Below are 26,273 nucleotides of genomic sequence, written 5' to 3' on the forward strand. Positions count from 1 at the left end.
AGCTTTCTTATTTATTCTCCTCCCAACAGCTCCATCAATTCCAAAGCTGTCCTGGTATTTTTTACATTATCAAAAGTCAACAAAAGTCGTAATCCAGCCGGCGTTTGCTTTTCTTTCATTTTACATAAATTAGGATGTTTTTGCACAAACTGCAGTACTTTATGAAAACGATTCGATTGATAATAATCTGATTGTTGATCTGAAATAAAATATCCAATCATCTTGCCTTGTTTCATCACTAATTTTTCGATTCCAATGCGAGTCGCAATCCATTTGATTCGAATACTATTCATCAACGCTTTCGCACGTGGCGGCATTGGCCCAAAACGGTCAATCAATTTATTTTGGAAAATGATCAATTCTTCTTCATTTTTTACAGCACCTAGTTCATTATACAAACTCAATCGTTCCGAAACATTATTGATGTATTCATCCGAAAATAATAACTCAAAATCAGTATCGATTTGTAGGTCTTTGACGTATTCTTTGGTTTCCAAATTATTTTCCTCTGGATACAGATCCTTGAATTCGTTTTCTTTCAATTCATCAATGGCTTCGTTCATGATTTTTTGATAGGTATCAAAACCAATTTCATTGATGAAACCACTTTGCTCACCTCCCAATAAATCTCCGGCACCGCGAATCTCTAAATCTTTCATCGCAATATTGAATCCACTTCCCAAGTCACTGAACTGTTCCAAAGCCTGAATTCGTTTTCTGGCATCATCGGTCATGGCAGAATATGGCGGACAAATAAAATAACAAAATGCTTTCTTGTTGCTACGCCCTACTCGACCACGCATTTGATGCAAATCTGATAACCCAAAATTATTTGCATTATTGATGAAAATCGTATTCGCATTAGGTACGTCTAAACCGCTTTCAATGATGGTGGTTGCGACTAAAACGTCAAATTCTCCGTTCATAAAAGCTAACATTAATTCCTCGAGTTTTTTTCCATCCATCTGGCCGTGACCAATTCCAACTCTGGCATTTGGCACCAAACGCTGGATCATTCCGGCCACTTCCTTGATATTTTCTATTCGGTTATTGATGAAGAAAACTTGTCCGTTACGCTGAATTTCATACGAAATCGCATCCCGAATCATCTCTTCACTAAAACCTACTACATTCGTTTCTATAGGATATCTATTTGGTGGAGGCGTTGTAATCACGGATAAATCACGTGCTGCCATCAACGAAAATTGTAAGGTTCTCGGAATTGGCGTTGCTGTCAATGTCAATGTATCGACATTCGCCGCAATGGTTTTAAGTTTGTCTTTTACGTTCACGCCAAATTTTTGTTCCTCATCCACAATCAGCAATCCAAGATCTTTGAAAACCACATTTTTGTTGACTAATTGATGGGTTCCAATCACAATATCGAGTTTTCCTTCGGCCAATTGTTTTAGTGTTTCCGCTTTTTGTTTGGCGGTTCTAAAACGGTTTAAATAACCCACAGAAACCGGCATATCTTTCAATCGTTCTGTAAACGTTCTGTAATGTTGGTATGCCAAAATGGTTGTAGGAACTAAAATCGCAACTTGTTTGCTATTATCGACTGCTTTGAAAGCCGCACGAATGGCAACTTCGGTTTTACCAAAACCAACATCTCCACAAACCAAGCGATCCATTGGTCGGTCGCTTTCCATATCTGCTTTTACTTCTGCCGTAGATTTGGTTTGGTCCGGTGTATCTTCGTATATAAACGAGCTTTCCAGTTCATTTTGCAAATAACTGTCAGGCGCAAACTGGAATCCTTTTTCGAGTCTTCTTTTGGCATACAACTGAATCAGGTTGAATGCAATATGTTTGACTCTAGCCTTGGTTTTTTGTTTTAATATCTTCCAGGCATTCGAACCCAATTTGTAAATTTTGGGTGGCGTTCCGTCTTTTCCGTTGTATTTAGAAATTTTGTGCAACGAGTGAATACTCACATACACAATATCATTATCTGCATAAACAAGTTTAATGGCTTCTTGTGTTTTGCCTTCGACTTGTATTTTTTGTAATCCTCCAAAACGTCCAATTCCGTGGTCGATATGCGTCACATAATCCCCAACCGAAAGTGTCGTGAGTTCTTTTAAAGTAATATTTTGTTTTTTCGAATAGCCATTTTTGATACTGAATTTATGATAGCGTTCAAAAATCTGGTGGTCAGTATAACAGGTTATTTGATTTTCTTCGTCAATAAATCCTTGATATAAAGGCAAAACAATAGTGTTGTATTGCTTGCGTATATTTTCTGAATTCGCTTCGTCTAATGTTTCAAAAATATCATGAAATCGTTTCGCCTGAGCTTCATTCGAACAAAATAAATAATTCTTGTAACCGTTAAAATGATTTTCGTTCAGATTATTCAACAACAAATCAAACTGTTTGTTGAACGACGGTTGTGGCTGAATGTGAAATTCGAATTTTTTGGTGGTTCTAAAAATAGCTTTTGAACTCAATTCAACAATCGAAAAATCCAACGCTCTTTTTATAAATTCTTCTTGATTCAAAAACAATTGTTCCGGAGAAGATCGTTTTATTTCCTGCGACAATTTTGCGAAAGCTTCTTCGGCTTTGCCAAATTGTTTGTCCAATTGTGCTAAAAAATATTCGGTATTTTGAATGAAAATCACTGTCTTCTCCGAAATATAATCTAAGAAACTTTCTCGGTTTTCCTGAAAAACTTTGTTTTCCACATTTGGGATTATTGTAATCTTTTTTTGCGTTTCAATAGACAATTGCGTGGCAACATCAAACGAACGGATGCTCTCTACTTCGTCTCCAAAAAACTCAATTCGGTACGGATTATCATTCGAAAATGAAAATACATCCACGATTCCTCCACGAACCGAAAATTCTCCTGGTTCTATAATAAAATCAACTCTTTTGAATTCGTATTCGAACAAAACTTCATTGATAAAGTCGATGGAAATCTTATCTCCAACAGCAACTTTCAACGTGTTTTTGTCCAATTCTTTTCTAGTCACTACTTTCTCGAAAAGCGCTTCGGGATACGTGACAATAACGGCGGGTTTCTTTCGGGAATTAATTCGGTTTAACACTTCAGCCCGAAGCAAAACATTCGCGTTATCTGTATCTTCGATTTCGTAAGGCCGACGGAATGAACCCGGATAAAAGAGCACATCTTGCTCCCCAATCATCTGTTCTAAATCGTTCAGGTAGTAAGCCGCTTCTTCTTTATTATTGAGAATAAATAAAAAAGGAAGCTCCGATTGTTTAAAAACAGAACGAATGACAAACGAAACTGCAGAACCCAAAAGTCCTGACAACTGCATTTTTGCTTGATTATTTTCTAATAACCGCGCAACTATTTGCTGGGTTTTTGGCGAATTATCGTAGGTATTGTATAAGATTTTTTTACTCAACGCGTGGTATATTTGGATCTATGATCGGTGTATTAGGAATGGCTCTTGAAGTATCCATCATTTTCAACAAATCAGATTCTCCTTCCTCAAGCGGGATTTTACTTTTCTCGACAATTTTGTCCATTTGTCTTTGAAGTGAAACCAATTCCAAGTTGATTTCCGACACTAACAACGTCACTTTTTTATCTGGAATATTATCTAAATGAATGAATAAATCCAACAATCGTACTTTAGTAATCAAAGTCGAAATCCTACTTTTTATTTGAGGTTTGTTGTATTCGTAAGGAATATTATCGTTTAGAGCCATTGCTTTTTTCGAAAGCGCTTTTGATTTTTGCTGAAAAGCTCCAATGGTTTTTTTAGGTTTTTGTGATAATTCAGCCAAAAACATACGCCATTCATTCCAAGATACGATGCTTTTTTCACCCGCTTCGGTTACTGGTTCATCGTATAACACCCAACCTTTCTGTATGTTTGCGAAAATGATTTCTCTTTTTTGAATCTCTTTTTTGTTTTCCACAATGCGTTTTTCATTGTCATTTTTACAAGAGAACAAAACAAAAACCAGAGAGAAGAAAACGGCTATTTTATATTTCATGTGCGTAAATTTATCATTTTTTAATGGATGAAAGTAATTCAAATACAGTTGTAATTTTTTAAAAAAGAAGCAATTATGACCCTTTAAAAATTTCCATTAATTTAGGTACAAAGTTACAAAGTAAATTTACAATAATGAATTCCAGCATTGGAATAACAATCTAATATTGCTTCACTGATTTTTAGGTTTAAAAATATGAAAATTTAAGAAATTCAACGTGTTTTTAAATACTATTTTAAGATTTTTATAATCATTTTGATCAAAATATTGTTATTTACGAAAACGTTATCTTTGTTTTTCAAAACAGACAAAAATGAGTACAAAAATATTGATTATTGGCGCTTGTGGCCAAATAGGTACAGAGCTTACACAAAAGTTGCGAAAAATATATGGAACCGAAAATGTAATCGCTTCTGATATCCGAAAGTTAAATATTGACGTGGTAAATTCTGGTCCATTTGAAGTGGTAAACGCTTTAGATTTCAATCAAATTGAACATTTGGTCGAAGTACACCAAATTGACGAAGTATATTTGATGGCCGCATTGTTATCGGCTACAGCGGAAAAAAATCCTGCCTTTGCTTGGGATTTGAACATGAATTCATTGTTTCACGTTTTGAATTTGGCGAAAGCCGGAAAAATAAAAAAAATATTCTGGCCTTCGAGTATTGCGGTTTTTGGACCAACAACTCCTAAAGAAAATACGCCACAATACACGATAATGGAGCCTTCAACGGTGTACGGAATCAGTAAACAAGCGGGCGAAAGATGGTGCGAATACTACCATACTATTTTTGGTGTAGATGTAAGAAGCATCCGTTATCCTGGCTTAATCAGTTGGTCATCGCCTCCTGGTGGCGGAACTACGGATTATGCGGTCGATATTTTTCACAAAGCACTTTCGGATAAAACATACGAATGTTTTTTATCCTCAGAAACTAAAATGCCGATGATGTATATGGACGATGCCATTGCTGCGACCATTCAAATTATGCAAGCGCCGGCTGACCAAATAAAAATTCACTCTTCGTACAACTTAGCTGCCATGAGCTTTACGCCAACAGAGATTGCTGTCGAAATCAAGAAACACATTCCTGAATTTACCATCACTTATGAGCCGGATTTCCGTCAAAAAATAGCTGACAGTTGGCCCGCAAGTATTGATGATGCTGAAGCCAGAAAAGATTGGGGATGGAAACATGAGTTTGATTTGGAATCAATGACAGTGGATATGCTGGAGCATTTGAAATAGTTTCCTTAAAAATAAAACCATAAAAAAAGTCTAATGTAAAATTAGACTTTTCTTGGTTTTAATGGTATAAAATAGCAATCACACCTCTTTAATGTGACATTTAAATTCTTGACAATATTTAGTTTCAAAAAGTAGAATATATCCAATAAACTTCGTATTTTAACAACGTATTTTTATGAGTTTTTTCTAATACATAAATTTTAAAGTATGGACTAAAATCAGTTACCGGATACGGTATTGGATTTTTTAACTTCATTTTTCTTTCCTCTATTTGCTTTTTTTCCTTGTAAAACTGATACGCTTTTTGTTGTAAATCTTCTGATTTATCGAAGGTGAATTTAAACTTGTCAACTAAGCAAGTATCCTTTTTATTGATTTTAGCATCAAAAATAAACGATTCTCCTCCCATATAAAAATAAGTTTTGTTGTCAACTTCTTTTTTAATATCTCCTGCGGACATATCAAAAAGCACATATTTGACAGGTTTCTTATACTTATTCCCACCTTTATAAAAGTTAAAAAAATCACTTTCTTTGGTTTGCCCAAATATGGAAAATGAAATACATAATATTAAAATCCAAAATATTTTTTTCATGATTAGTTGCAATTTGAAGGTCCATTATAAAAATTATCCCTAATTAAATTATTTATAACTATTTTTTGTTCAGGAGTTAAGTTGTCCCAAGCAATTGTTGTAAGTCCCTTATCGCTATCTAATACCCCTAAACCAACCCAAGAAACGGCTTCATAAGTAGAACGAGGTAACCTATTGTTGTCAAATTTTTGAATGATATCAGCAATTGTTGTTCTGTAATGATTTGCCATCATTTCATGGTTCCAAGTAGATTTAAACCTAACTAAATAATAATCATATAATCCTGGGAAATTATCTTTCAATGAGTTAACATAGTTGGTTTGTTGTTGTGCATTCATGTTGTTGGGATCTAAGTTTCCCAATTGAGCAGCTGATAGCATTTTTCTAAATATTTCAGCATGAATTATTTCATGTGCAAATACTGTAGCTTTACCTAAATCTGACAAACTTTGTAATGCATTATTACTTATTTGAACTTCTGTTATATAATTGACAGGGGGGAGGGTTATACCGTAAACATTGGGTTCTAAATTATCATTGATAGTCAATTTTAAGTGAGACACAGGAAACTCTCCATCAAATTTTTGAATCGCATTTTTGAATCCAGTACTAGACCCCATTAGTTTGTTGTATATACATTCAGCTTTTGTATTTAAAAAGGAAGGGTCAATGATTATCTCTTTGGGATGATTATTAGTACCTATAGAAGTACCATGCGGATAGTCATAATGTTTATGATAATCCGCATTGCTGCTGCCTCCTGTGCTTACCCATACGTATTCAGATGAAGTATAATTATAAGTCGAGTGAGTATAAGTATAGACTCCTTGACTATAATTACTTGTCTGATACCAGTCGGTATAATGCTGTGTTCTGGTGAACATCCAAAAGCCACCAGTATCACCTCCAATGGAAGGTTCCTTAGCTGTTATGCTACTCGCTAACTTTACCTTATTCACAAATTTACTTATTACCTTCCCTTTTTTATATGCAATCATTTTGGTGTTTTCTCCATTAAGATTATAGTGATAAAGGGTTCCTGAAAATGAATAAGGAGAGGAATGACTTATGAGATCGATTGGATCTGATTCGCTGGAAAGGAATTTTATTATTTCAAATTTCCAAGGCTCAGTACCGTTTCTAGATGCTAAGAGTTTATATTTAACAGCTAATTTGAATTTTCCATTATCAAGTGAGGTGTTTACGATAAAAGAGGTGTTGAATTCATAAACTTTAGTGTCAGAAATTGTATCCTTATCTATATTTAAAACAAAATCATTCCAATCAACAACAAGATTATTTTTAATAAAATCATCATCAAAATTGGCTAAAGAAAATTTGTTTTGCAGTTGTTGCCTTTCTATTAGTTCAATTTCTTTTGAGTCATCATTAGTACAAGAACAAAACAAAATAATTAAGAAAATTCCTAAGTAACGGGGGGGGTAAATAATTTTACTTTCATAATATGATTTAAAATTAGTGTTTTTTCGTGTAAAAAACATCATTTTCAAACTTACGGCTAATTTACTGTAAATCAAATACCCACTTTTAGTGATATTTTAAAAAAAATAGCTGACAGTTGGCCTGCAAGTATTGATGATGCTGAAGCCAGAAAAGATTGGGGATGGAAACATGAGTTTGATTTAGAAACGATGACTACAGATATGTTGGAACATTTGAAATAGTCCGGAAAAATAAAAATTTAAAAAAAGTCTAGCTTGAAAAACTAGACTTTTTTTGTTTGAAATAAATTTTATCACCTTGATTTACGAGCACATGATTTAAGAGACATTTGCGTAGTATCTGCGCTATAAAGGAACACTACGGAGAGCAGAACTTACAGTAGAGTCTTTATATAACCACTATTTTTATTCTTCAGATAAATAGTATGTTTTCCATTTTAAATAAGTGCCGTCTTTTAATTTATGAATTATATAAACACTACTAGTACATTGATAATTATTACTTTGAAATTCTTTTAGTGCTATATAGTTTATTCCTTCTAAAGTTTTTAATTTCTCAGGTTTTTCTGGTTTAGGAGAAAAAATAGTAGAACTATAAAGAGTGAAAATAAATGTAGGAATACCTAGACTAGTTGCAAGACCATTTTTAGACTTTCTAATTCCTTCCTCTCTCGCATGCTTAGTTTCATATCCCTTAAGGTAAAAACTAAATTCAGCTTTTGTCATTGATTTATTAATACAGTAATGTGCTAAAGAAATATCTTTAAAATCAATCAAAACTGTTGTATATTCTTGTTTCTTCATTTCTTGTGAAAACAAGAAATAAAAGCACCCCAAACAAAGAATTGTTATTCTTTTTTTTGTTATTGTTGACATGGCGGATTTGAATTTTGAAAATTAATAATTATATCCACAATTTTTTTGCGCTGAGTTTGAGTCAAATTTTTCCAAGCAACGGTTGGAGATGGTGGTAACAAAGTAACACTATCAAAATTGCCCCCCTTTCCCATTAATCCACTCCAAGCTAACGCATCATAAAACTCTATTGAATGCTGATTATTATCATATTGTTGCAAAACTTTAACTATTACGTCTCTAGAATGTTGTGCCATCAACTCGTGTTGCGTATTTGTGGGTTGTTGTCCCGGAGCGACATTATATTCATATCTTGTATAATAATCAGTAAGTCCGGGATAATCATTTTTTATACTAGTTATAAAAGCAGCAGACCAAGGAATGTTGCCCTGTTTAGCAAGAGATAATAATTTTCTATACATTTCAGCATGTAGTAATTCGTGGAAAAACGTTCTCGCAATATCTAACTCTGGTCTTTTCAATTGATCTGGATTAAACATAATATTAATTAAATAATCCACAGGTTCATAAGTTATTGCAGTTGTTGAAGGAGGGTAAGCAGGGTCAACCCCAACGCTTAGTCTCAAATTAGCACCTTTAAAATCAACATCAAATTTGTTTAATTGATTTTTAAAAGTTGAAGAAGCTTCTAGTTTATCATATACGCCTTTTAAACAAGGATTATTTGTGAAAGAAGGATCAATGATTATCTCTTTGGGATGATTATTTGTGCCTATAGAAGTACCATGTGGATAGTCATAATGGTTATGATAATTTGCATTGCTGCTGCCTCCTGTGCTTACCCATACGTATTCAGATGAAGTATAATTATAAGTCGAGTGAGTATAAGTATAGACTCCTTGACTATAATTACTTGTCTGATACCAGTCGGTATAATGCTGTGTTCTGGTGAACATCCAAAAGCCACCAGTATCACCTCCAATGGAAGGTTCCTTAGCTGTTATGCTACTCGCTAACTTTACCTTATTCACAAATTTACTTATTACCTTCCCTTTTTTATATGCAATCATTTTGGTGTTTTCTCCATTAAGATTATAGTGATAAAGGGTTCCTGAAAATGAATAAGGAGAGGAATGACTTATGAGATCGATTGGATCTGATTCGCTGGAAAGGAATTTTATTATTTCAAATTTCCAAGGCTCAGTACCGTTTCTAGATGCTAAGAGTTTATATTTAACAGCTAATTTGAATTTTCCATTATCAAGTGAGGTGTTTACTATAAAAGAGGTGTTGAATTCATAAACTTTAGTGTCAGAAATTGTATCCTTATCTATATTTAAAACAAAATCATTCCAATCAACAACAAGATTATTTTTAATAAAATCATCATCAAAATTGGCTAAAGAAAATTTGTTTTGCAGTTGTTGCCTTTCTATTAGTTCAATTTCTTTTGAGTCATCATTAGTACAAGAACAAAACAAAATAATTAAGAAAATTCCTAAGTAACGGGGGGGGGGGGGGGGGGGGGGGGTAAATAATTTTACTTTCATAATATGATTTAAAATTAGTGTTTTTTCGTGTAAAAAACATCATTTTCAAACTTACGGCTAATTTACTGTAAATCAAATACCCACTTTTAGTGATATTCTAAAAAAAATAGCTGACAGTTGGCCAGCAAGTATTGACGATGCTGAAGCAAGAAAAGATTGGTGATGGAAACATGATTTTGATTTGGAAACGATGACCGTAGATATGTTGAAAAATTTGAGTGCCTAAAAAGCATAATACTTTTATTTATATAGTATTCGGATTTTAAAAAATTAGGGTGAAAATCTAGTTTTTGAAACCCGATTTTTTTTAATTGTGTTTTGTGTTTTTTCTTTAGCATCATATAAAAAAATATTTTTACTACATTTGATAAAAACCTCAGCGCCATGAAACTAAAATCAAGTGAACCTTTTTGGTTGGTAAAAAACGGAATCATTAACTCCTATCCGTCATTAAGAGAAAATTTGGATACAGAAATTCTAATTGTAGGAGGCGGAATAACTGGCAGTCTTATAGCGCATCAATGTATGGCAGATGGTTATAAAACCGTACTGATCGATCGCAGGGAAATTGGTCACGGAAGCACATCGGCTACGACATCCATGTTGCAATATGAGATTGACGTTCCTTTGCACCAACTCATAGATTTGATTGGCGAAAAAGCCGCCGTTGACAGTTATTGGGCATGTTACAAATCGATTGATGATTTGAAGAAAATAGTGCTACAAGTAAAATCGGATTGTGGATTTGAGAAAAAGGAATCGCTCTATTTTGCCACATTAAAGAAAGATGTTGTTTGGTTAAAAAAAGAATTTGAGGCTAGAAAAAAAATCGGAATGCCTGTAAAATGGCTGGAAGCCGATGAAATTGATAAAAAATTTCACATCAAACATTCGCATGGCGGAATCTTGTCAGAACAAGGCGGTAGCATAGATGCTTTCCAGTTAGCACATGATATTCTAGCCTACAATCACGAAAAAGGATTGCAGATTTTCGATAAAACAGATATCAAAAAAGTTACTTACAAACAAAATGGCGTCACTGTTCTGACAGAACATGGCACTACCATTACCGCTAAAAAAATAATTTACTGTAACGGTTTTGAAAGTACCGAAATAATTAGAGACAAATTTGTAAAATTACTTTCTACTTATGCAATTGTGGGCGAACGTTTTGAAGACGACCAATCGCATCTTAATGACACTCTATTTTGGAATACGGCGGAACCCTACATGTATATGAGAACGACGGATGATAACCGATTACTTATCGGCGGCGAAGATGAAGATTTTGTAGACGCTGCAAAAAGAGATTCCTTACTCAACGATAAGTCCGATAAATTGACTAAATATCTGAAGAAAATTTTACCCGATTATGATTTCAGAATGGATTTTGTTTGGGCGGGTACTTTTGGCGAGACCAAAGATGGCTTGCCTTACATTGGCAAACATCCCAATTTTCCAAGCGCTTATTTCGTATTGGGCTTTGGCGGAAACGGTATTACATTTTCAGTTATTGGAATGGAACTCGTCTCTGAAATGTTGAAAAACAAAAAACATACTTTAGAAGAATATTTTAAATTCAGAAGATAATTTCCTAACGCCAATATTTCGTTAAACAGCATAAAAAAAGCCCTTTTCAGGGCTTTAAAAAATTACTTTAACTCGTAGGTATTGTTTTCCTTCTTGATATCAGCCATTAATCCACTTGGATCAATAGTTATTTTCTTGATGGAAGCTTTTGATTTAGCAATGTTGAATTCAAACGTTGGATACGCCCAAGCCCAATCATTCAAAACTGTTCTTTTTACAGCAGGATTTGGGTTTTCTTTTTCAAAACTCATCATTCGCAACGGGATGTAAAAACTTTCCATTGTTCCGTCTGTGTACTCCACTAATAAATCAATTGGCATAGGCATTCTGCCTATTCTTCCTAAAGTAACCGTTGTTTTATCTGCATTTTCTTTTACATCATTGATTGCATAATCAATGGTGTTGGTGGTTTGTGTCCAATCCGTTAAGTACCAATCCAGATTTGCTCCCGTAATTCTTTCGGCAGATCTTTTAATATCATTTGGCGTTGGATGCTTGAATTTAAAATCGCTGTAATACTTTTTTAAAGTTTTCATCAGATTTTCTTTCCCTATCAAATACATTAATTGTGTCAGGAAAAGTTCTCCTTTGCTATACGAAGTAATACTGTAAACTCTGTTTTCGTCAAAACGATCTGCATGTGTAGTTTGTGGCAATTCCTTGCCTGAATTCACCATTGAAAAATATCCAGCATACGCTCCGGTAAATGGGTTTTCTACTTTTTTATCGGCAATTTCATTCATTCCTAAATCTTCCAGGAATGAAGTAAAACCTTCGTCCATCCAACCGTGTTTTGATTCATTAGAGGCCAATACATGCTGAAACCAAGAATGCGCCATTTCGTGTGCGGTTACACCTAGTAACCCTTCAAAACTTCCTTGTCCTAAAATTAAAGTACACATCGCATATTCCATTCCGCCATCGCCACCTTGAATTACAGAATATTGTTTGTACGGATAATCTCCAACGGTTTTATTGTAAAACGCCATTAACCGCACTGTTTTTGGCTGTAGATCTTTCCAGTTTTGTACAAATTTTGGATTGTTTTTGTATAAAAAGTGAATATCAACCCCATTTGGGCCTTTGGCAATATCATGAATGTAATTCTTATCAGCAGCCCAAGTAAAATCATGAACCATTGGTGCATTAAAATGCCAAGTCAACGTTTTAGTTTTCTTTGGAACAGACACAACAACACCTTGGTCTTGGTAGCCGTGACCTATTTCGTTTTTGTTTTGCAAATAACCCGTACCACCTAAAACGTATGCTGCATCTATGGTAATATTCACATCAAAATTTCCCCAAACACCATGAAATTCTCTGGCGATATATGGATCTGCGTGCCATCCTTCAAAATCAAATTCGGCTATTTTTGGATACCATTGCGCCATTGATAATTCAACTCCTTCAGCATTATTTCTTCCAGAACGACGAATTTGTATTGGAACCTGGCCATCAAAATCTAATGTGAATATAGTTTTGGAATTGGGTAATATTGGCTTAGCCAAAGTTACTTCAAGAATAGTCCCAATCTCTTTTGCATTAGCAACTGCTCCGTCTTGTTTGAAATTAGAAATTCGCAAATAACCAATTTCATTTGGTTTCAAATTTTTAATGCGACTTTCTTTGACTTCTTTATCACCAACTTTTACTTTGGTGACCATTCTGCCATCTGGATCTTTGATGCTTTGGATTCTTGCATCCATTTCACTTCCAGGCTGAAATGCATTATTATAAAGGTGGTAATATACTTTTCTTAAAGTATCAGGAGAATTATTGGTGTAAACCAATTCCTGTTTTCCTTTGTATTGGTATGTTTTTACATCCATGGAAACATCCATTTTGTAATCGACATGCTGTTGCCAATATGAAGTGTTTTGGGCAAAAACAGTTCCGAAACTCAAAGTGACAAAAGAGAATAAAAGTAGTTTTTTCATATTTGATTAAAATAAAAATGGAAGGACAAATTGTCCTTCCATATAATGAATTGTTTAAATATTATTTAGACATTTTTTCAGCCATCAATAAAGCGTTGTAAGCATTTACTATTTTCCCTGATTTAGAGAGAGTAGTAAAAGAACGCGTATCATTTGCTTTTCCACCTACAATAACATCTGTTGAAATGGCAATTCCTGAATCCATCAAAATATGCTTCACTTGTTTAGCAGATAATTTTGGATAGTACGAACGAATTAATGCAGCAACTCCGGCAACATTAGGTGCAGCCATCGAAGTTCCTTGCAAATATTTATACGTATTGTTTGGCGTTGTAGCGTAGATTTTCACTCCAGGAGCAAAAACGTCAACATTTATTTTTCCGATATTAGAAAAACGAGCCACGACTTTATTTCCGTATTCAAAATTCAAAGCACCAATTGTAATTAAATTATCAGCAAACTCAGTTACTTTATCTTCAGAATCGTTAGGAAAATTCTCTGCATAGTCAATATCTTTTGCATCATTACCGGCTGCGTGAACGATTAATACATCTTTTTTCTCAGCATATTTTATAGCATCATAAACCCATTGCTTGTGTGGAGAAAAATTTTTTCCAAAACTTCCATTGATTACTTTCGCACCATTATCAACCGCATAACGAATTCCAAGTGCAATATCTTTATCATATTCATCACCATCTGGCACTGCACGAACGGTAAGAATTTGAACATTATTAGCAACACCATCACCACCTAAAACGTTGTTTCTGCTTTGCGCAACAATACCTGCAACGTGTGTTCCATGAAGAATTTCGTTCTTGTCTGGTCCCATCACATTATTGTTTCCATATTTAGTATCGGTAATATCATTTGGATTATCTCCTACTACTTTGCGGTAATCTGTTTTCAGATTGTCTCCGTTTATAAGGGCAGCCTGATCTTCTAATTGTTTTTGAACAGCAATTTTAAGCTCCGCTACCGGCAATCCATATGATAACATTTGTTGCATAGCCGCTTTACTTTTTTGTGTTGCTGGTTCTTGCGAAACAATTGCATTTACCTCTTCAATTGTATAAATTGGTTTGCCAAAATGTTTTACTAAAACAGCATCACCAGCAGCAATAGTCTCTAGCATTTGCTCTGAACGAGTTTTCCCTGCAGCAGCTTCAGCAACCTTTTTATCATTTAATGCTTTTGCAGCTTGATAAGTTGCGTCATCAACTAAGCTTTTATCTTTAATAATTCTTTCGTATTCCAAATTTTCCTTGGTACTGTCTCCAAGAAAATTCCATCCGTGAATATCATCGATATATCCGTTATTGTCATCGTCAATTCCATTTCCAGCGATCTCTTTTGTATTGGTCCAAAGCACCGATTTCAAATCCTCGTGTTCGATATCTACCCCAGAATCTATAATCCCAACAATAACAGGAACTCCCGTTTTTCCTTTTAATAATTCGGCGTATGCCTTATCAACACTCATTCCAGGAATGGTATCGGTTACAATATCTAAATGACTCCAACGTTTTAAGTCGTTTTCAGTAATAGCCGATTTTTTAGTGATGTTCAAAGGGGCGCTTATGGCAACCAGTTCAGAATTTGAAGTATTTAAAACTTGTTGTGAAGCGCCACATCCTACTAATGCTAATAGTGCAAAAGCAGAAATGTAAATAGGTTTAATGGTATTCATTTCGAATTTTTTATCTAGTTTTTGAAATATTTGTCTAAAATAATTTTTTTTGTTAAAAAAGGCGTTATGATTAACACTATGTTAAGATTTGTTCGCAAGTAAATACTTCTGCCAAGCGAACCCCTTTCTCGGTTTTTTGTACGGTTATGATTTCGTTATGTGCGTCGTGTTCCAAAAACAAATAATAATTATTATCCGCGGCCGCATTCATGAATTTTTCTTTTTCTGGCATTGTCAATAAAGGTCGGGTATCATATCCCATCACATACGGAATAGGAATGTGTCCGGCTGTTGCCAATAAATCAGCGCAAAAAACGATGGTCTTGTCCTTATACTGTATGTGCGGAATCATTTGCTTTTCAGTATGTCCATCAGCAAAGAAGATGCCAAAACCCAGTTCCGATTTTTCTAAAAAATCTCCTTCGGGTCTTTGTATGAAATTCAGCTGCCCGCTTTCCTGCATCGGCAAAATGTTTTCAGATAAGAACGATGCTTTTTCTCTTGGATTTGGTTTTGTTGCCCATTCCCAGTGATTTTCATTAGACCAGAATGTAGCATTTTTAAAAGCCGGTTCGTATCCTGTTTTGTCAGCGTTCCATTGTACGCTTCCACCGCAATGGTCAAAATGCAGATGCGTCATAAAAACATCAGTGATATCATCACGATGAAAACCGTATTTTGCCAACGATTTGTCCATGGAATGTGTTCCCCAAAGCGAATAATAGCCAAAAAATTTCTCGGACTGCTTGTTTCCCATCCCGGTATCAATCAAGATCAATCGGTTGCCGTCTTCAATCAATAAACAGCGTGCCGCAATATCTATCAAATTGTTTTCATCGGCAGGATTGGTTTTATTCCAAATGGTTTTTGGCACCACGCCAAACATTGCGCCACCATCCAATTTAAAATTTCCGGTTTCTATGGGGTATAATTTCATGTTTTTTTGTTTTTTGAGAGATGTCAAAGTTAGGGAATTCAAATGCTTTTTAAGGTTTCAAATAGCTTTTTTCTATTTTTACATCCGTTATAAAAATGTTATCAATTATGGAAAAAGCATTTTATACACTATCTTTGTGCTTAATTTAGACAAAATCAATATAAGCTATGATAAAAGTTTCTGACACAGCAAGAAAAAAAATCATCGATTTAATGCAAGATGATGGTTTTGACGCTGCAATCGACTACGTAAGAGTGGGTGTAAAAAGCGGCGGATGTTCTGGATTGTCTTATGATTTAAAATTTGATAAAACGAAAAGCGACGATGATAAAATTTTTGTAGACAACGATATCACTATCGCTGTTGAAAAAAAATCTTTTCTGTACTTAGCCGGAACAATATTAGAATTCTCAGGAGGAATTAATGGTAAAGGGTTTGTTTTCAATAATCCTAATGCCAATAGAACATGTGGTTGCGGGGAAAGTTTCTCTCTTTAATATTTAGATATAAATAATAAAGTTTAATATTCAATTTTTGAATCTTTAAATCTTTAAATCTTTAAATCAGAATGAGCAAATATACAGAAGACGATTTAAAAATCGAACTCGAAACTAAAGAATACGAATACGGATTTTACACCGAGTTGGAATCAGAAACGTTTCCTATTGGTTTAAATGAAGATATCGTTCGCGCTATTTCGCACAAAAAAGGAGAACCTCAATGGATGACCGATTGGCGTCTGGAGGCTTTTCGTGCTTGGGAGCAAATGATAGAGCCAGAATGGGCAAATGTGCATTACACTAAACCTGATTTTCAGGCTATTTCCTATTATTCAGCTCCAAAGGCCGTAGATCCGAATAAAACATTAGACGATGTAGATCCGGAACTTTTAGAAATGTACAAAAAGTTAGGCATCTCTGTCGATGAGCAAAAGATGATGAATAATGTAGCAATGGATATCGTAGTTGATTCTGTTTCAGTAGCGACTACTTTCAAGAAAACTTTAGGCGAAAAAGGAATAATTTTCATGAGTATTTCTGAAGCTATCAAAGAGCATCCAGAATTAGTTCGTAAATATTTAGGAACAGTTGTACCGCAAAAAGACAACTTTTACGCGGCGCTAAACTCCGCAGTTTTCTCTGACGGATCTTTCTGTTATATTCCAAAAGGCGTTCGTTGCCCAATGGAACTTTCGACTTATTTCAGAATCAATCAAGCAGGAACCGGACAGTTTGAAAGAACATTATTAGTTGCTGACGAAGGTAGTTATGTGTCTTATTTAGAAGGATGTACCGCTCCAAGTCGTGATGAAAATCAATTGCACGCTGCTGTTGTGGAACTAATTGCTTTGGACGATGCCGAAATCAAATATTCAACCGTACAAAACTGGTATCCTGGAAACAAAGAAGGAAAAGGTGGCGTTTTCAACTTTGTTACTAAAAGAGGAATTTGCGAGAAAAACGCAAAAATTTCATGGACACAAGTGGAAACAGGTTCTGCGATAACTTGGAAATATCCTTCTGTTATATTAAAAGGAGACAATTCAACAGGAGAATTTTATTCGATTGCTGTTACCAATAATTTCCAACAAGCCGATACAGGAACTAAAATGGTCCATTTAGGTAAAAACACTAAATCGACTATTATTTCTAAAGGAATTTCTGCTGGAAGATCACAAAACAGTTACCGAGGTTTGGTCCGAATTTCTCCAAACGCAGACAATGCCAGAAACTTTTCGCAATGTGACTCGTTATTAATGGGAAACAATTGTGGCGCACATACTTTCCCCTACATCGAAAGCAAAAATCCATCGGCAAAAATAGAACATGAGGCTACGACAAGTAAAATTGGCGAAGACCAAGTCTTCTATTGCAACCAACGTGGAATTCCAACTGAAAAAGCCATTGCCTTAATCGTAAACGGTTTCAGCAAAGATGTCTTAAATAAATTACCAATGGAATTTGCTGTAGAAGCACAAAAATTATTGGAAATTTCGCTAGAAGGAAGTGTAGGGTAATCTCTGATTACAAAACAAAACTTAATGAATCTTAATACCTTAATGGTTTAAAAATAGAAACATGTTATCAATAAAAAATTTACACGCCTCAATTGGGGATAAAGAAATATTAAAAGGAATCAACCTTGAAGTAAAAGCGGGAGAAATTCACGCGATAATGGGACCAAATGGTGCTGGAAAAAGTACATTGGCGTCCATCATTGCAGGGAACGAAAACTACGAAGTAACCGATGGTGAAATATCTTTAGACGGAGAAGACCTTTCGGAATTGGCACCAGAAGAAAGAGCACACAAAGGTGTTTTTCTTTCGTTCCAATATCCGGTTGAAATTCCGGGAGTTTCAGTTACCAACTTCATGAGAACTGCTATTAACGAAACGCGTAAAGCAAACGGTCAGGAAGAAATGCCTGCAAACGTAATGCTAAAAGTGATTCGTGAAAAGTCAGAACTACTAGAAATTGACAGAAAATTTTTGTCTCGTTCTCTAAACGAAGGTTTTTCTGGTGGAGAGAAAAAACGTAACGAAATTTTCCAAATGGCAATGTTGGAACCAAAATTGGCCATTCTTGATGAAACTGATTCTGGACTTGATATTGATGCCTTGCGTATTGTTGCCAATGGGGTTAACAAACTAAAAAGTGACAAAAACGCCATCGTAGTAATTACGCATTACCAACGTTTATTAGATTATATCGTTCCTGATTTCGTTCACGTGTTATACAACGGAAAAATTGTAAAATCCGGTGGAAAAGAACTAGCGCACGAACTGGAAGAAAAAGGATACGACTGGATTAAAGCTGAAAACTAAAAAAATTGTTTCAAGTTTAAAGTTTTTTTAGTTTCAAGTTACGAAACCTGAAACAAACAAAAACGGGAAACAAATAAACAAAATCTATGGCTACCATAAATCGATTTGAAGATTTAGAAATCTGGCAAGAAGCAAGACGCTTAGCTAAAGAAATTCATCTAATTGCTATCGAAACTGACTTGAAATCAGATTTTAGATTTAAAGAACAAATTAAATCTTCTTCAGGTTCGGTAATGGATAATATAGCCGAAGGATTTGAAAGAGATGGAAATTTAGAATTTCGACAATTTCTATCAATTGCAAAAGGTTCTTCTGGCGAAACAAGATCTCAACTCTATAGAATTTTCGATTTTGGTTATATTAATGAACCAAAATTTGAATTGCTAAAAAAAGATTATGAAAACCTCAGTGGTAAAATTAAAAATTTTATTACTTATCTTAACAAGAAAGACTTTAAAGGAAATAAGTTCCAATAGGCAAAACCTGAAACTTTAAACTTTAAACCTGAAACTAAATTAAAATGGAATTAAAAGAAAAATTACTATCGTCTTTTATGGCTTTCGAAGAGCGCGTCGATGTTCACTCTGAACTACATGACGTGAGAACTTCCGCCATAAAAAACTTTGAACATAAAGGTTTCCCAACCAAAAAAGACGAAGCTTGGAAATATACTTCGCTAAATGCCATCTTAAAAAATGACTTTACCGTTTTTCCAAAACAAGAAAATGCAGTTGAATTCAACCACGTAAAAAAATACTTTTTACACGAAATAGACACCTATAAAGTGGTGTTTATTGATGGCGTTTTCAGTTCGCATTTATCGTCAACCACACACGAAGGAATTGATGTTTGCTTGATGTCATCAGCATTGACCAAACCAAAATACAAAATGGTTATTGATACTTATTTTAACCAAATTGCCAACAAAGAAGAAAGTCTGACTTCCTTGAATACAGCTTTTGCTTTTGAAGGAGCGTATATCAACATTCCAAAAAGTAAAGTGGCCGATAAACCTATTGAAATCATGTATTTCTCTACAGGAAATGAAGCGGCACTTTTGGTTCAGCCAAGAAACTTGGTTATTGTAGGTGAAAATTCACATGTTCAAATTATCGAGCGCCATCAAAGTTTAAACGAAAACCCTGTACTAACGAATTCTGTTACCGAGATTTTTGCTCAAAAACGCGCTATCGTTGATTATTACAAAATTCAAAACGATACGCTTGAAGCAAATTTAATAGATAATACGTTTGTTTCTCAACAAAAAGAAAGTCACGTTTCGGTTCATACCTTCTCTTTTGGAGGAAACTTAACGAGAAACAATTTGAATTTCTATCACTTTGGCGAACGATTGACAAGTACGTTAAACGGAATCACAATTATTGGTGAAAAACAACACGTAGACCATTATACTTTAGTGAAACATTCGGCTCCCAATTGCGAAAGTTTCCAGGATTATAAAGGAATCTATGCTGATCGTTCTACGGGAGTTTTCAACGGAAAAGTCTATGTAGAAAAAGACGCTCAAAAAACGAATGCGTTCCAAAAAAGCAACAATATTTTATTGAGCGACAAAGCGACAATAAATGCTAAACCGCAATTGGAGATTTTTGCCGATGACGTAAAATGTTCTCACGGTTGTACTGTTGGACAATTAGACGAAACGGCAATGTTCTACATGCAACAACGCGGAATTCCTAAAAAAGAAGCAAAAGCACTATTGATGTATGCATTCTCGAATGCTGTTATACAAAATATAAAAATACCAGAATTAAAACAACGCATTACCAAAATTATCGCCACAAAATTAGGGGTGAAATTGGGATTTGATTTGTAGTAATTTCTGTCATATAAAAAATGCTTTCCAATACAGAAAGCATTTTTTATATAACAAATATTTCAAATTCATTTTCTTTAATGTTTTTTAGTACGAAACCAATAATTCTACATTCCTTGATTTTTTTTTACATGACTTAAGGGAATCAAGTATTTTATTATTTAAATTGCATGAATAAGGGATTTCGCTCGTCGGTTTAAATAAAATCTCAAATTCTTTTGAAGAATTAAAACCAGCAAGACCAATATTATATTTTTTAAATATTTCTATATTCTTAAAAGCAACATTAATACTTACAGAAGGAATTACAACGTAAGAAATATTAGAAAAACTTTTATATCTAAAAGCCTGTTTAATTGCCTGTTTCCAATTCTTTAATTTTAGTTCAAAAGCAATCAGCTCTATTTTCTCCTCATGCTTATTATAATAAACAAAATCAGGAACACCAAATAAACCTTGATATTCCTTAACATAAGTATTTCCAAAATTTTTTTTCAAAAATTTTTCGAAAATTACAGACATATCTTGTTCGCTTTCAAACATAATATTTAGATTTCTTTTTCAAAAGAATTTATAACATTAAACCAAGTAGACAAATGTGAACCATTGCTATCATTGTCCAAAAGTACATCGTTTTCTATTACATTAAATAAATTTATTGCGCTTTTTATATTTTCTTTTACATACTGAATCCTATCATTTTGTAGTTCAGGTAATTGTTTCATCTGATTATTAAACACATAAAAATAATGTTTATAAGGTTCAGCTTTTGCAAAATGCCACTTGAAACTAGGATTAAACATAAGAGGTTTGAATTCAGATTCATCAAAAAACTCATCATAATTGGCAATGAGTCTTTCCATAGCCTGAATATATACATAATCTATCCATTGTAAAAGCTGGCTACTATATAATCTTGCGTTTGGACCTCTCATAGGTCCATTTTCCAAATTTTGAAATCTTTTGATTCCAAAAGAACGTAAATTTTCATATGAGCCAATAGTTATCGAATCTGGCATTGCTATTGAGTACAATAAAGCTTCAGTATTACAATAACCAATATGTACTTCCAATTGATTTATCTTTAAAATATTTATAAATTTTAAAACATTAAGTAAATAATCAAAATCTTTAATTTGTTTTGAAGTAAAATTATTTTCAAAAATTATATAAACACCATCTATTTTTTGATGGCTTGTAATCCAATTAAGAACTTCATTTCTCCTATCTTCATCCGTTAACATTATTGTTTTAACAATTACTGAAAGTAAAATTTTTTTTGGACTCTTTTTTCTTCAATATATTCACAAAAAGGCTCCACAAAAAAATCTGTTGAATCAAGAAAATAATTAGTCGGATTGTCAGAGTAATATCGAGTAGGAATTACAAGATACTCAAAATTATTTTCTATTTGGAAATCTAAACACAATTTAGCTAAATCATTATGTGTATTGTCTAAATCGGGAGTACTATAGTCTGCTTTTAAGTTCCCTGGAAAGTAAGGATAAGTATCTAAAGTACTTTTTGCTTCATTTAATAAATATAATTGAGGGTCTAAAAAACCTGTCCTTCTAATGTTTTCTTTAAAAGAAATAAGCTTATCAGAATCTATGTTTATTGGCGAGTATATTAAGCCATCTCCTATTCCTTTTTCAAAGCTTTCTATATTCCAATTATACCTAAACCCCGTTTGATGAAATACTTTCATTTATTGATATTTTTTTAAAAATTCTTTGAATAATTTATAATTTCTTAACCTCAAATAAGGCTGATTATGTAATACTTTACTGGCTAAATCAGAAATTTGTTTGTTCTCACATCTAGTTTCTGTTTCTACAATATAATTATTTTTTAAAATATTTTCAACAATTGAGTATTTTTCTTTTGGCTGATCGAAAGGATGTTTACCTAAATATAGTTCCAAAGCTATTATTCCTAAAGCAAAAAAATCTGTCCTTGAATCTATTGAGTTTTTACTATTATTTAATTGTTCAGGTGAAGCATAAATAGGAGTACATGGTCCAATAGGAGAAATAGTTTTAGTTAAAGCATCTAAATCTAAAAAACGAGCAATTCCAAGATCAATTATACAAGGTTTTCCGTTTCTTCTAATAATAATATTTTCAGGTTTTAAATCTCTATGGACAATATTTTTATCCCAAATTATAGATAATCCATCTATCAAAGAATCTAATAGAACGAAAATACTTTCAGGATTTATGAATTGATGAAAATTTTCTCTCAAAGTTAATCCCTCAATGTACTCTTCAACTATTTCAAACTCATTAGTTTTAAAATCTATGTTGAAGTGATATTGCTTAGGATAATATTCTGAAACTAATTCATCAAGTAATTTAACTTCTCGTTTAATTCTTTCTAAAGAAGTAAAACTTTTTATAATCCCCTTTTTAATTACTACTTTCCCTAGTGTTGGATGTTCAGCTAGATAAACTCTCTTTTGACCTCCTTGAGCAAATTCCTTCATTGAAGTACATTCAGTTATCATAATCTATTAATTTATATAGCTAATATATGACAAATAAGTCAATCTAATACTTTAAACTCCCAATAATCCCTTTCAACATTCCATTAAAGTCGAATTCAGGATCTTCTTTCAACCCCATTCTTACAATTACTAAATCAAGTGACGGAATAATAGCCACCATTTGCCCCTGAAAACCGCTGCAATAATACATATCTCTTGGGACATCACGGAATGATCCGCCGGCATTAAGCCAAAAATGTCCGCCATATCTTCCCTCAGATCTATTCGTAGGAGTTGCGGTATATTTTGCCCAACTTTCGTTGAAAATTTGTTCTCCATTCCAATTGCCTTTGTGCAAATACAACAACCCAAATTTTGACCAATCTCTCGTTGTAGCCCACCCGTAGGAAGAACCTACGTAATTCCCTGCCATATCCGTTTCGATAACCATCGAGTTCATTCCTATTTTATCTATTAAATCTGTGTACCAAAAATCTAAATATTCTTGATGTGTTTTGAACTGCTTTCGCAAAATTCCAGAAAGTAAATTCGTCGTTCCTGAGGAGTAATTCCATCTCGTGTTGGGTTTATGCTCCGCTGGTTTCTCAAGTTGGGAACGCGTCATATCCTCGGCTTGAAAAAGCATTTTTGTAGCATCGCAGATTCTGCTGTAATTCTCCACCCACTGTAAACCAGAATTCATGTGGAGCAAATCACTTGTGGTTATTAATTTTCGTTCGTCGTTTGCCCATTCCGGAATTGGAGCAGGAGCATCAATGTCAAATTTTCTTTGTTTCTCCAAAATTCCAAACATAGCACTGGTAATGCTTTTGGTCATGGACCAGCCTAATATTCTACTGTTTTTATCAAAACCAGTATCGTATTTTTCGGCAATGATTTTGTCTTTATAAATTACTAAAAGGGAACGCGTTCTCTTTTTCAATTCTCCTTTTGCATCAAAAGCATTGGCGACAGCCACATTCAATTTAGTATAATCAACGGTACCAAAAACGGTATCTTTAGGTTCCTTATTTCCATACGGAAAAGGTAAATTGTTATTCAATTTTGTTCTTTTGGGAACTAAATATGGTTTTGAAACATCAAAATCATCGTTGATTAAAGTAGCACCTAACCCTTCCCGGTAAATCGCTTTTCGTTCTTTCAAACCATAAACCGAAGCAACGGCAAACTTTCCGGCATCTTCAATATTATTTTTGGCCAAATCAATCATGTCGATATCATTGTCGCCCTTCTCAATCATTTGCTGGGAACGATTATCAATAAAATGTCCCGAGGCGATACTTTTGGCTGAAAAGCCAGAAATTAAATCCAGTTTTGGATAAGTAGTGAACCCAACATAAAAGATTCCGATAAAAGAAGCAAAACCAACGAGCTTGAAGAATTTTTTCATAGAAAACTAATTTCAAGCAATTTAATAAAAAAGAACCACATTTTTGAACCGATACCGAATTGAGAAAATCAAGTTTTATTAACAAGTGTTTGCCAAAATTTAATTCCAATTTCACTACTTTTGTATTTAGAAAAATTCTAAATAATGCAAGGCTAATTTCAAATTAGTTTCTCTAAAAAAATGTTGACTGTTGGCTTTATTTCGGACCAATAAAAACATTAAAAAAACAAGCCGACAAAATGTTAGACATAAATAAAATTAGAGCCGACTTCCCTATCCTTTCTCAAAAAGTAAACGGAAAACCATTGGTTTATTTTGACAACGGAGCCACTTCGCAAAAACCACAAATTGTAATTGATGCGATTTCAAAATACTATCAGGAGATCAATGCTAATATTCATCGAGGTGTTCACACGTTAAGTCAATTAGCAACTGATGCGTATGAGATTTCACGCAGTAAACTTCAAAATCATATCAATGCAAAATTTGCTCATGAGGTACTTTTTACTTCGGGAACAACACATGGAATCAATTTAGTTACTAATGGATTTGCTTCGATTTTGAAACCAGGCGATGAAGTTTTAGTTTCGGCATTGGAACACCACAGTAATATTGTGCCTTGGCAGATGTTATGCGAGAAAACCGGAGCGATTTTGCGCGTGATTCCAATGAATCTTGATGGCGAACTGATTATGTCAGAGTATGACAAATTACTTTCGGATAAAACGAAGATTGTAACCGTAAATCACATTTCGAATGCTCTAGGAACGGTCAATCCAATAAAATACATGATTGACAAAGCACATGAAGTTGGAGCGGCGATTTTGATTGACGGAGCGCAAGCTGTTCCACACTTGAAACCAGATGTTCAAGAATTAGACTGTGATTTTTATGTTTTTTCAGGACATAAAATATGTGGGCCAACAGGAACCGGAATTTTATACGGAAAAGAAGCGTGGTTGAATAAATTACCTCCGTATCAAGGTGGAGGTGAAATGATCAAAGAAGTGACTTTCGAGAAAACTACTTATGCGGAATTACCCCATAAATTTGAAGCCGGAACACCAAATATTGCTGGTGGAATTGTTTTGGGAACTGCTGTGGATTATATGAATGAAGTTGGCTTTGACAACATTCAACAGCAAGAAAAGGAATTATTAGAATACGGGACTAAAAGATTACTTGAAATTGAAGGTTTAAAGATTTTTGGCACCGCCAAAGAAAAAACTTCCGTAATTTCGTTTAACATTGAAGGAATTCATCCCTACGATATTGGCACCATAATTGACAAATTAGGAATAGCAGTACGAACAGGCCATCATTGCGCACAACCGATTATGAATTTCTTTAATATTCCGGGAACTATACGAGCATCATTTGCTTTTTATAATACCAAAGAAGAAATTGATGTCATGGTTGAAGCTATTAAAAAAGCGCAACTCATGTTGTCTTAAATAAAATTAAAATATCTACACATGAAATTCCTATCCTTATTATTTCTGACTATTTTTCTGGGCAATGGTTGCGATAGCGCCAAAGCGCAAGATATTGAAATCGCTGTTATTGAATACACGGCCAACACAAGGGGTTTTTATCAAAAAATAACAGTGAAAAATCAGATGCTGACGGTTTCAAAAGACAGAGACGGAAACGATAAACCGGTACCAACAAAAATTTCGGATGCGGACTGGAAAGAATTAGTGGATTGTTTTAAAAAGGTGGAATTACATAGTTTATCCACATTACAAGCTCCTAGCGAAAAACGTTTTTATGATGGTGCGGCTATTGCCAATTTGAAAATCACCTTCAAAGATAAAACCTATGAAACGGATAGTTTTGATCATGGTTTTCCACCAAAAGAAATTAAGAAATTAGTGAATAGGATAACGTCATTAGCTAAAGAATAA

The 26,273-nt window shown here is 34.0% G+C and carries 23 protein-coding genes; 9 read left to right on the top strand and 14 right to left on the bottom strand.

Annotated features, from left to right (window positions below):
- Nucleotides 1-11: 11 nt before the first annotated feature.
- Nucleotides 12-3,380, bottom strand: a complete 3,369-nt coding sequence (gene mfd / locus AC0J6S_RS03965) for a transcription-repair coupling factor (protein WP_474955534.1) — start codon at nt 3,378-3,380, stop codon at nt 12-14.
- Nucleotides 3,373-3,978 carry a hypothetical protein gene (locus AC0J6S_RS03970; protein WP_474955535.1) on the bottom strand — a complete coding sequence of 202 codons (606 nt, stop codon included), beginning with the start codon at nt 3,976-3,978 and terminating at the stop codon, nt 3,373-3,375. Before AC0J6S_RS03970 ends, mfd begins: the two co-directional genes overlap by 8 nt.
- A 313-nt stretch (nt 3,979-4,291) precedes the next feature.
- On the opposite strand from AC0J6S_RS03970, the gene AC0J6S_RS03975 reads away from it, so the two are divergent.
- Nucleotides 4,292-5,230 carry an L-threonine 3-dehydrogenase gene (locus tag AC0J6S_RS03975; protein ID WP_474955536.1) on the top strand — a complete coding sequence of 313 codons (939 nt, stop codon included), beginning with the start codon at nt 4,292-4,294 and terminating at the stop codon, nt 5,228-5,230.
- 124 nt (nt 5,231-5,354) lie between these two features.
- On the opposite strand, the gene AC0J6S_RS03980 is transcribed toward AC0J6S_RS03975, so the two are convergent.
- From AC0J6S_RS03980 to AC0J6S_RS03995, 4 genes are all read right to left on the bottom strand, one after another.
- Nucleotides 5,355-5,825: a hypothetical protein gene (locus AC0J6S_RS03980; protein WP_474955537.1), complete on the bottom strand. Its 471-nt coding sequence runs from the start codon at nt 5,823-5,825 to the stop codon at nt 5,355-5,357.
- Nucleotides 5,826-5,827: 2 nt separating this feature from the next.
- Nucleotides 5,828-7,363: a hypothetical protein gene (locus tag AC0J6S_RS03985; RefSeq protein ID WP_474955538.1), complete on the bottom strand. Its 1,536-nt coding sequence runs from the start codon at nt 7,361-7,363 to the stop codon at nt 5,828-5,830.
- Nucleotides 7,364-7,693: 330 nt separating this feature from the next.
- Nucleotides 7,694-8,164, bottom strand: a complete 471-nt coding sequence (locus AC0J6S_RS03990; RefSeq protein ID WP_474955539.1) for a hypothetical protein — start codon at nt 8,162-8,164, stop codon at nt 7,694-7,696.
- The gene (locus tag AC0J6S_RS03995) at nt 8,152-9,654 is read right to left on the bottom strand and encodes a hypothetical protein (RefSeq protein WP_474955540.1); all 1,503 of its coding nucleotides are present in this window, start codon (nt 9,652-9,654) and stop codon (nt 8,152-8,154) included. The genes AC0J6S_RS03990 and AC0J6S_RS03995 overlap by 13 nt, the downstream gene beginning before the upstream one ends.
- A gap of 384 nt (nt 9,655-10,038) precedes the next feature.
- On the opposite strand from AC0J6S_RS03995, the gene AC0J6S_RS04000 reads away from it, so the two are divergent.
- Nucleotides 10,039-11,244 carry an NAD(P)/FAD-dependent oxidoreductase gene (locus AC0J6S_RS04000; protein WP_474955541.1) on the top strand — a complete coding sequence of 402 codons (1,206 nt, stop codon included), beginning with the start codon at nt 10,039-10,041 and terminating at the stop codon, nt 11,242-11,244.
- Nucleotides 11,245-11,306: 62 nt separating this feature from the next.
- Here AC0J6S_RS04000 and AC0J6S_RS04005 read toward each other — a convergent pair whose 3' ends face one another.
- The 3 genes from AC0J6S_RS04005 to AC0J6S_RS04015 form a co-directional block, all read right to left on the bottom strand.
- Nucleotides 11,307-13,181: a M1 family metallopeptidase gene (locus tag AC0J6S_RS04005; protein WP_474955542.1), complete on the bottom strand. Its 1,875-nt coding sequence runs from the start codon at nt 13,179-13,181 to the stop codon at nt 11,307-11,309.
- A gap of 61 nt (nt 13,182-13,242) precedes the next feature.
- Entirely contained in the window at nt 13,243-14,871 is a 1,629-nt protein-coding gene (locus AC0J6S_RS04010) for a S8 family peptidase (protein WP_474955543.1), read from the bottom strand.
- 76 nt (nt 14,872-14,947) lie between these two features.
- On the bottom strand, nt 14,948-15,808 hold the full coding sequence (locus tag AC0J6S_RS04015; protein WP_474955544.1) for an MBL fold metallo-hydrolase: 861 nt from the start codon (nt 15,806-15,808) through the stop codon (nt 14,948-14,950).
- A 167-nt stretch (nt 15,809-15,975) separates the two neighbouring features.
- Between AC0J6S_RS04015 and AC0J6S_RS04020 the strand changes: the two genes are divergently transcribed.
- From AC0J6S_RS04020 to sufD, 5 genes are all read left to right on the top strand, one after another.
- A complete protein-coding gene (locus AC0J6S_RS04020; protein ID WP_113636269.1) occupies nt 15,976-16,305 on the top strand; it encodes a HesB/IscA family protein in 330 nt (109 codons plus the stop codon).
- A 71-nt stretch (nt 16,306-16,376) separates the two neighbouring features.
- On the top strand, nt 16,377-17,825 hold the full coding sequence (gene sufB, locus AC0J6S_RS04025; RefSeq protein ID WP_474955545.1) for a Fe-S cluster assembly protein SufB: 1,449 nt from the start codon (nt 16,377-16,379) through the stop codon (nt 17,823-17,825).
- A 61-nt stretch (nt 17,826-17,886) separates the two neighbouring features.
- Nucleotides 17,887-18,633 (top strand): Fe-S cluster assembly ATPase SufC, encoded by a 747-nt coding sequence (gene sufC, locus AC0J6S_RS04030; RefSeq protein ID WP_474955546.1) that lies wholly within the window; start codon nt 17,887-17,889, stop codon nt 18,631-18,633.
- A gap of 86 nt (nt 18,634-18,719) precedes the next feature.
- Nucleotides 18,720-19,109, top strand: a complete 390-nt coding sequence (locus AC0J6S_RS04035) for a four helix bundle protein (RefSeq protein ID WP_417990701.1) — start codon at nt 18,720-18,722, stop codon at nt 19,107-19,109.
- Between the two features lie 44 nt (nt 19,110-19,153).
- Nucleotides 19,154-20,470 (top strand): Fe-S cluster assembly protein SufD, encoded by a 1,317-nt coding sequence (gene sufD / locus AC0J6S_RS04040; RefSeq protein ID WP_474955547.1) that lies wholly within the window; start codon nt 19,154-19,156, stop codon nt 20,468-20,470.
- 87 nt (nt 20,471-20,557) lie between these two features.
- Here sufD and AC0J6S_RS04045 read toward each other — a convergent pair whose 3' ends face one another.
- The 5 genes from AC0J6S_RS04045 to AC0J6S_RS04065 form a co-directional block, all read right to left on the bottom strand.
- The gene (locus AC0J6S_RS04045; RefSeq protein WP_474955548.1) at nt 20,558-21,013 is read right to left on the bottom strand and encodes a hypothetical protein; all 456 of its coding nucleotides are present in this window, start codon (nt 21,011-21,013) and stop codon (nt 20,558-20,560) included.
- A 5-nt stretch (nt 21,014-21,018) separates the two neighbouring features.
- Nucleotides 21,019-21,714: a hypothetical protein gene (locus tag AC0J6S_RS04050; protein ID WP_474955549.1), complete on the bottom strand. Its 696-nt coding sequence runs from the start codon at nt 21,712-21,714 to the stop codon at nt 21,019-21,021.
- 14 nt (nt 21,715-21,728) lie between these two features.
- Nucleotides 21,729-22,178 carry a hypothetical protein gene (locus tag AC0J6S_RS04055; protein WP_474955550.1) on the bottom strand — a complete coding sequence of 150 codons (450 nt, stop codon included), beginning with the start codon at nt 22,176-22,178 and terminating at the stop codon, nt 21,729-21,731.
- Nucleotides 22,179-22,955, bottom strand: coding sequence for a serine/threonine-protein kinase (locus AC0J6S_RS04060; protein ID WP_474955551.1), 777 nt, complete (start codon nt 22,953-22,955; stop codon nt 22,179-22,181).
- A gap of 64 nt (nt 22,956-23,019) precedes the next feature.
- On the bottom strand, nt 23,020-24,366 hold the full coding sequence (locus AC0J6S_RS04065; RefSeq protein ID WP_474955552.1) for a serine hydrolase domain-containing protein: 1,347 nt from the start codon (nt 24,364-24,366) through the stop codon (nt 23,020-23,022).
- Between the two features lie 239 nt (nt 24,367-24,605).
- Here AC0J6S_RS04065 and AC0J6S_RS04070 point away from each other — a divergent pair, with 239 nt between their 5' ends.
- Nucleotides 24,606-25,820, top strand: a complete 1,215-nt coding sequence (locus tag AC0J6S_RS04070; RefSeq protein ID WP_474955553.1) for an aminotransferase class V-fold PLP-dependent enzyme — start codon at nt 24,606-24,608, stop codon at nt 25,818-25,820.
- Between the two features lie 21 nt (nt 25,821-25,841).
- On the top strand, nt 25,842-26,273 hold the full coding sequence (locus AC0J6S_RS04075) for a hypothetical protein (RefSeq protein ID WP_474955554.1): 432 nt from the start codon (nt 25,842-25,844) through the stop codon (nt 26,271-26,273).

Source organism: Flavobacterium sp. TS_SC_5, assembly GCF_056156265.1.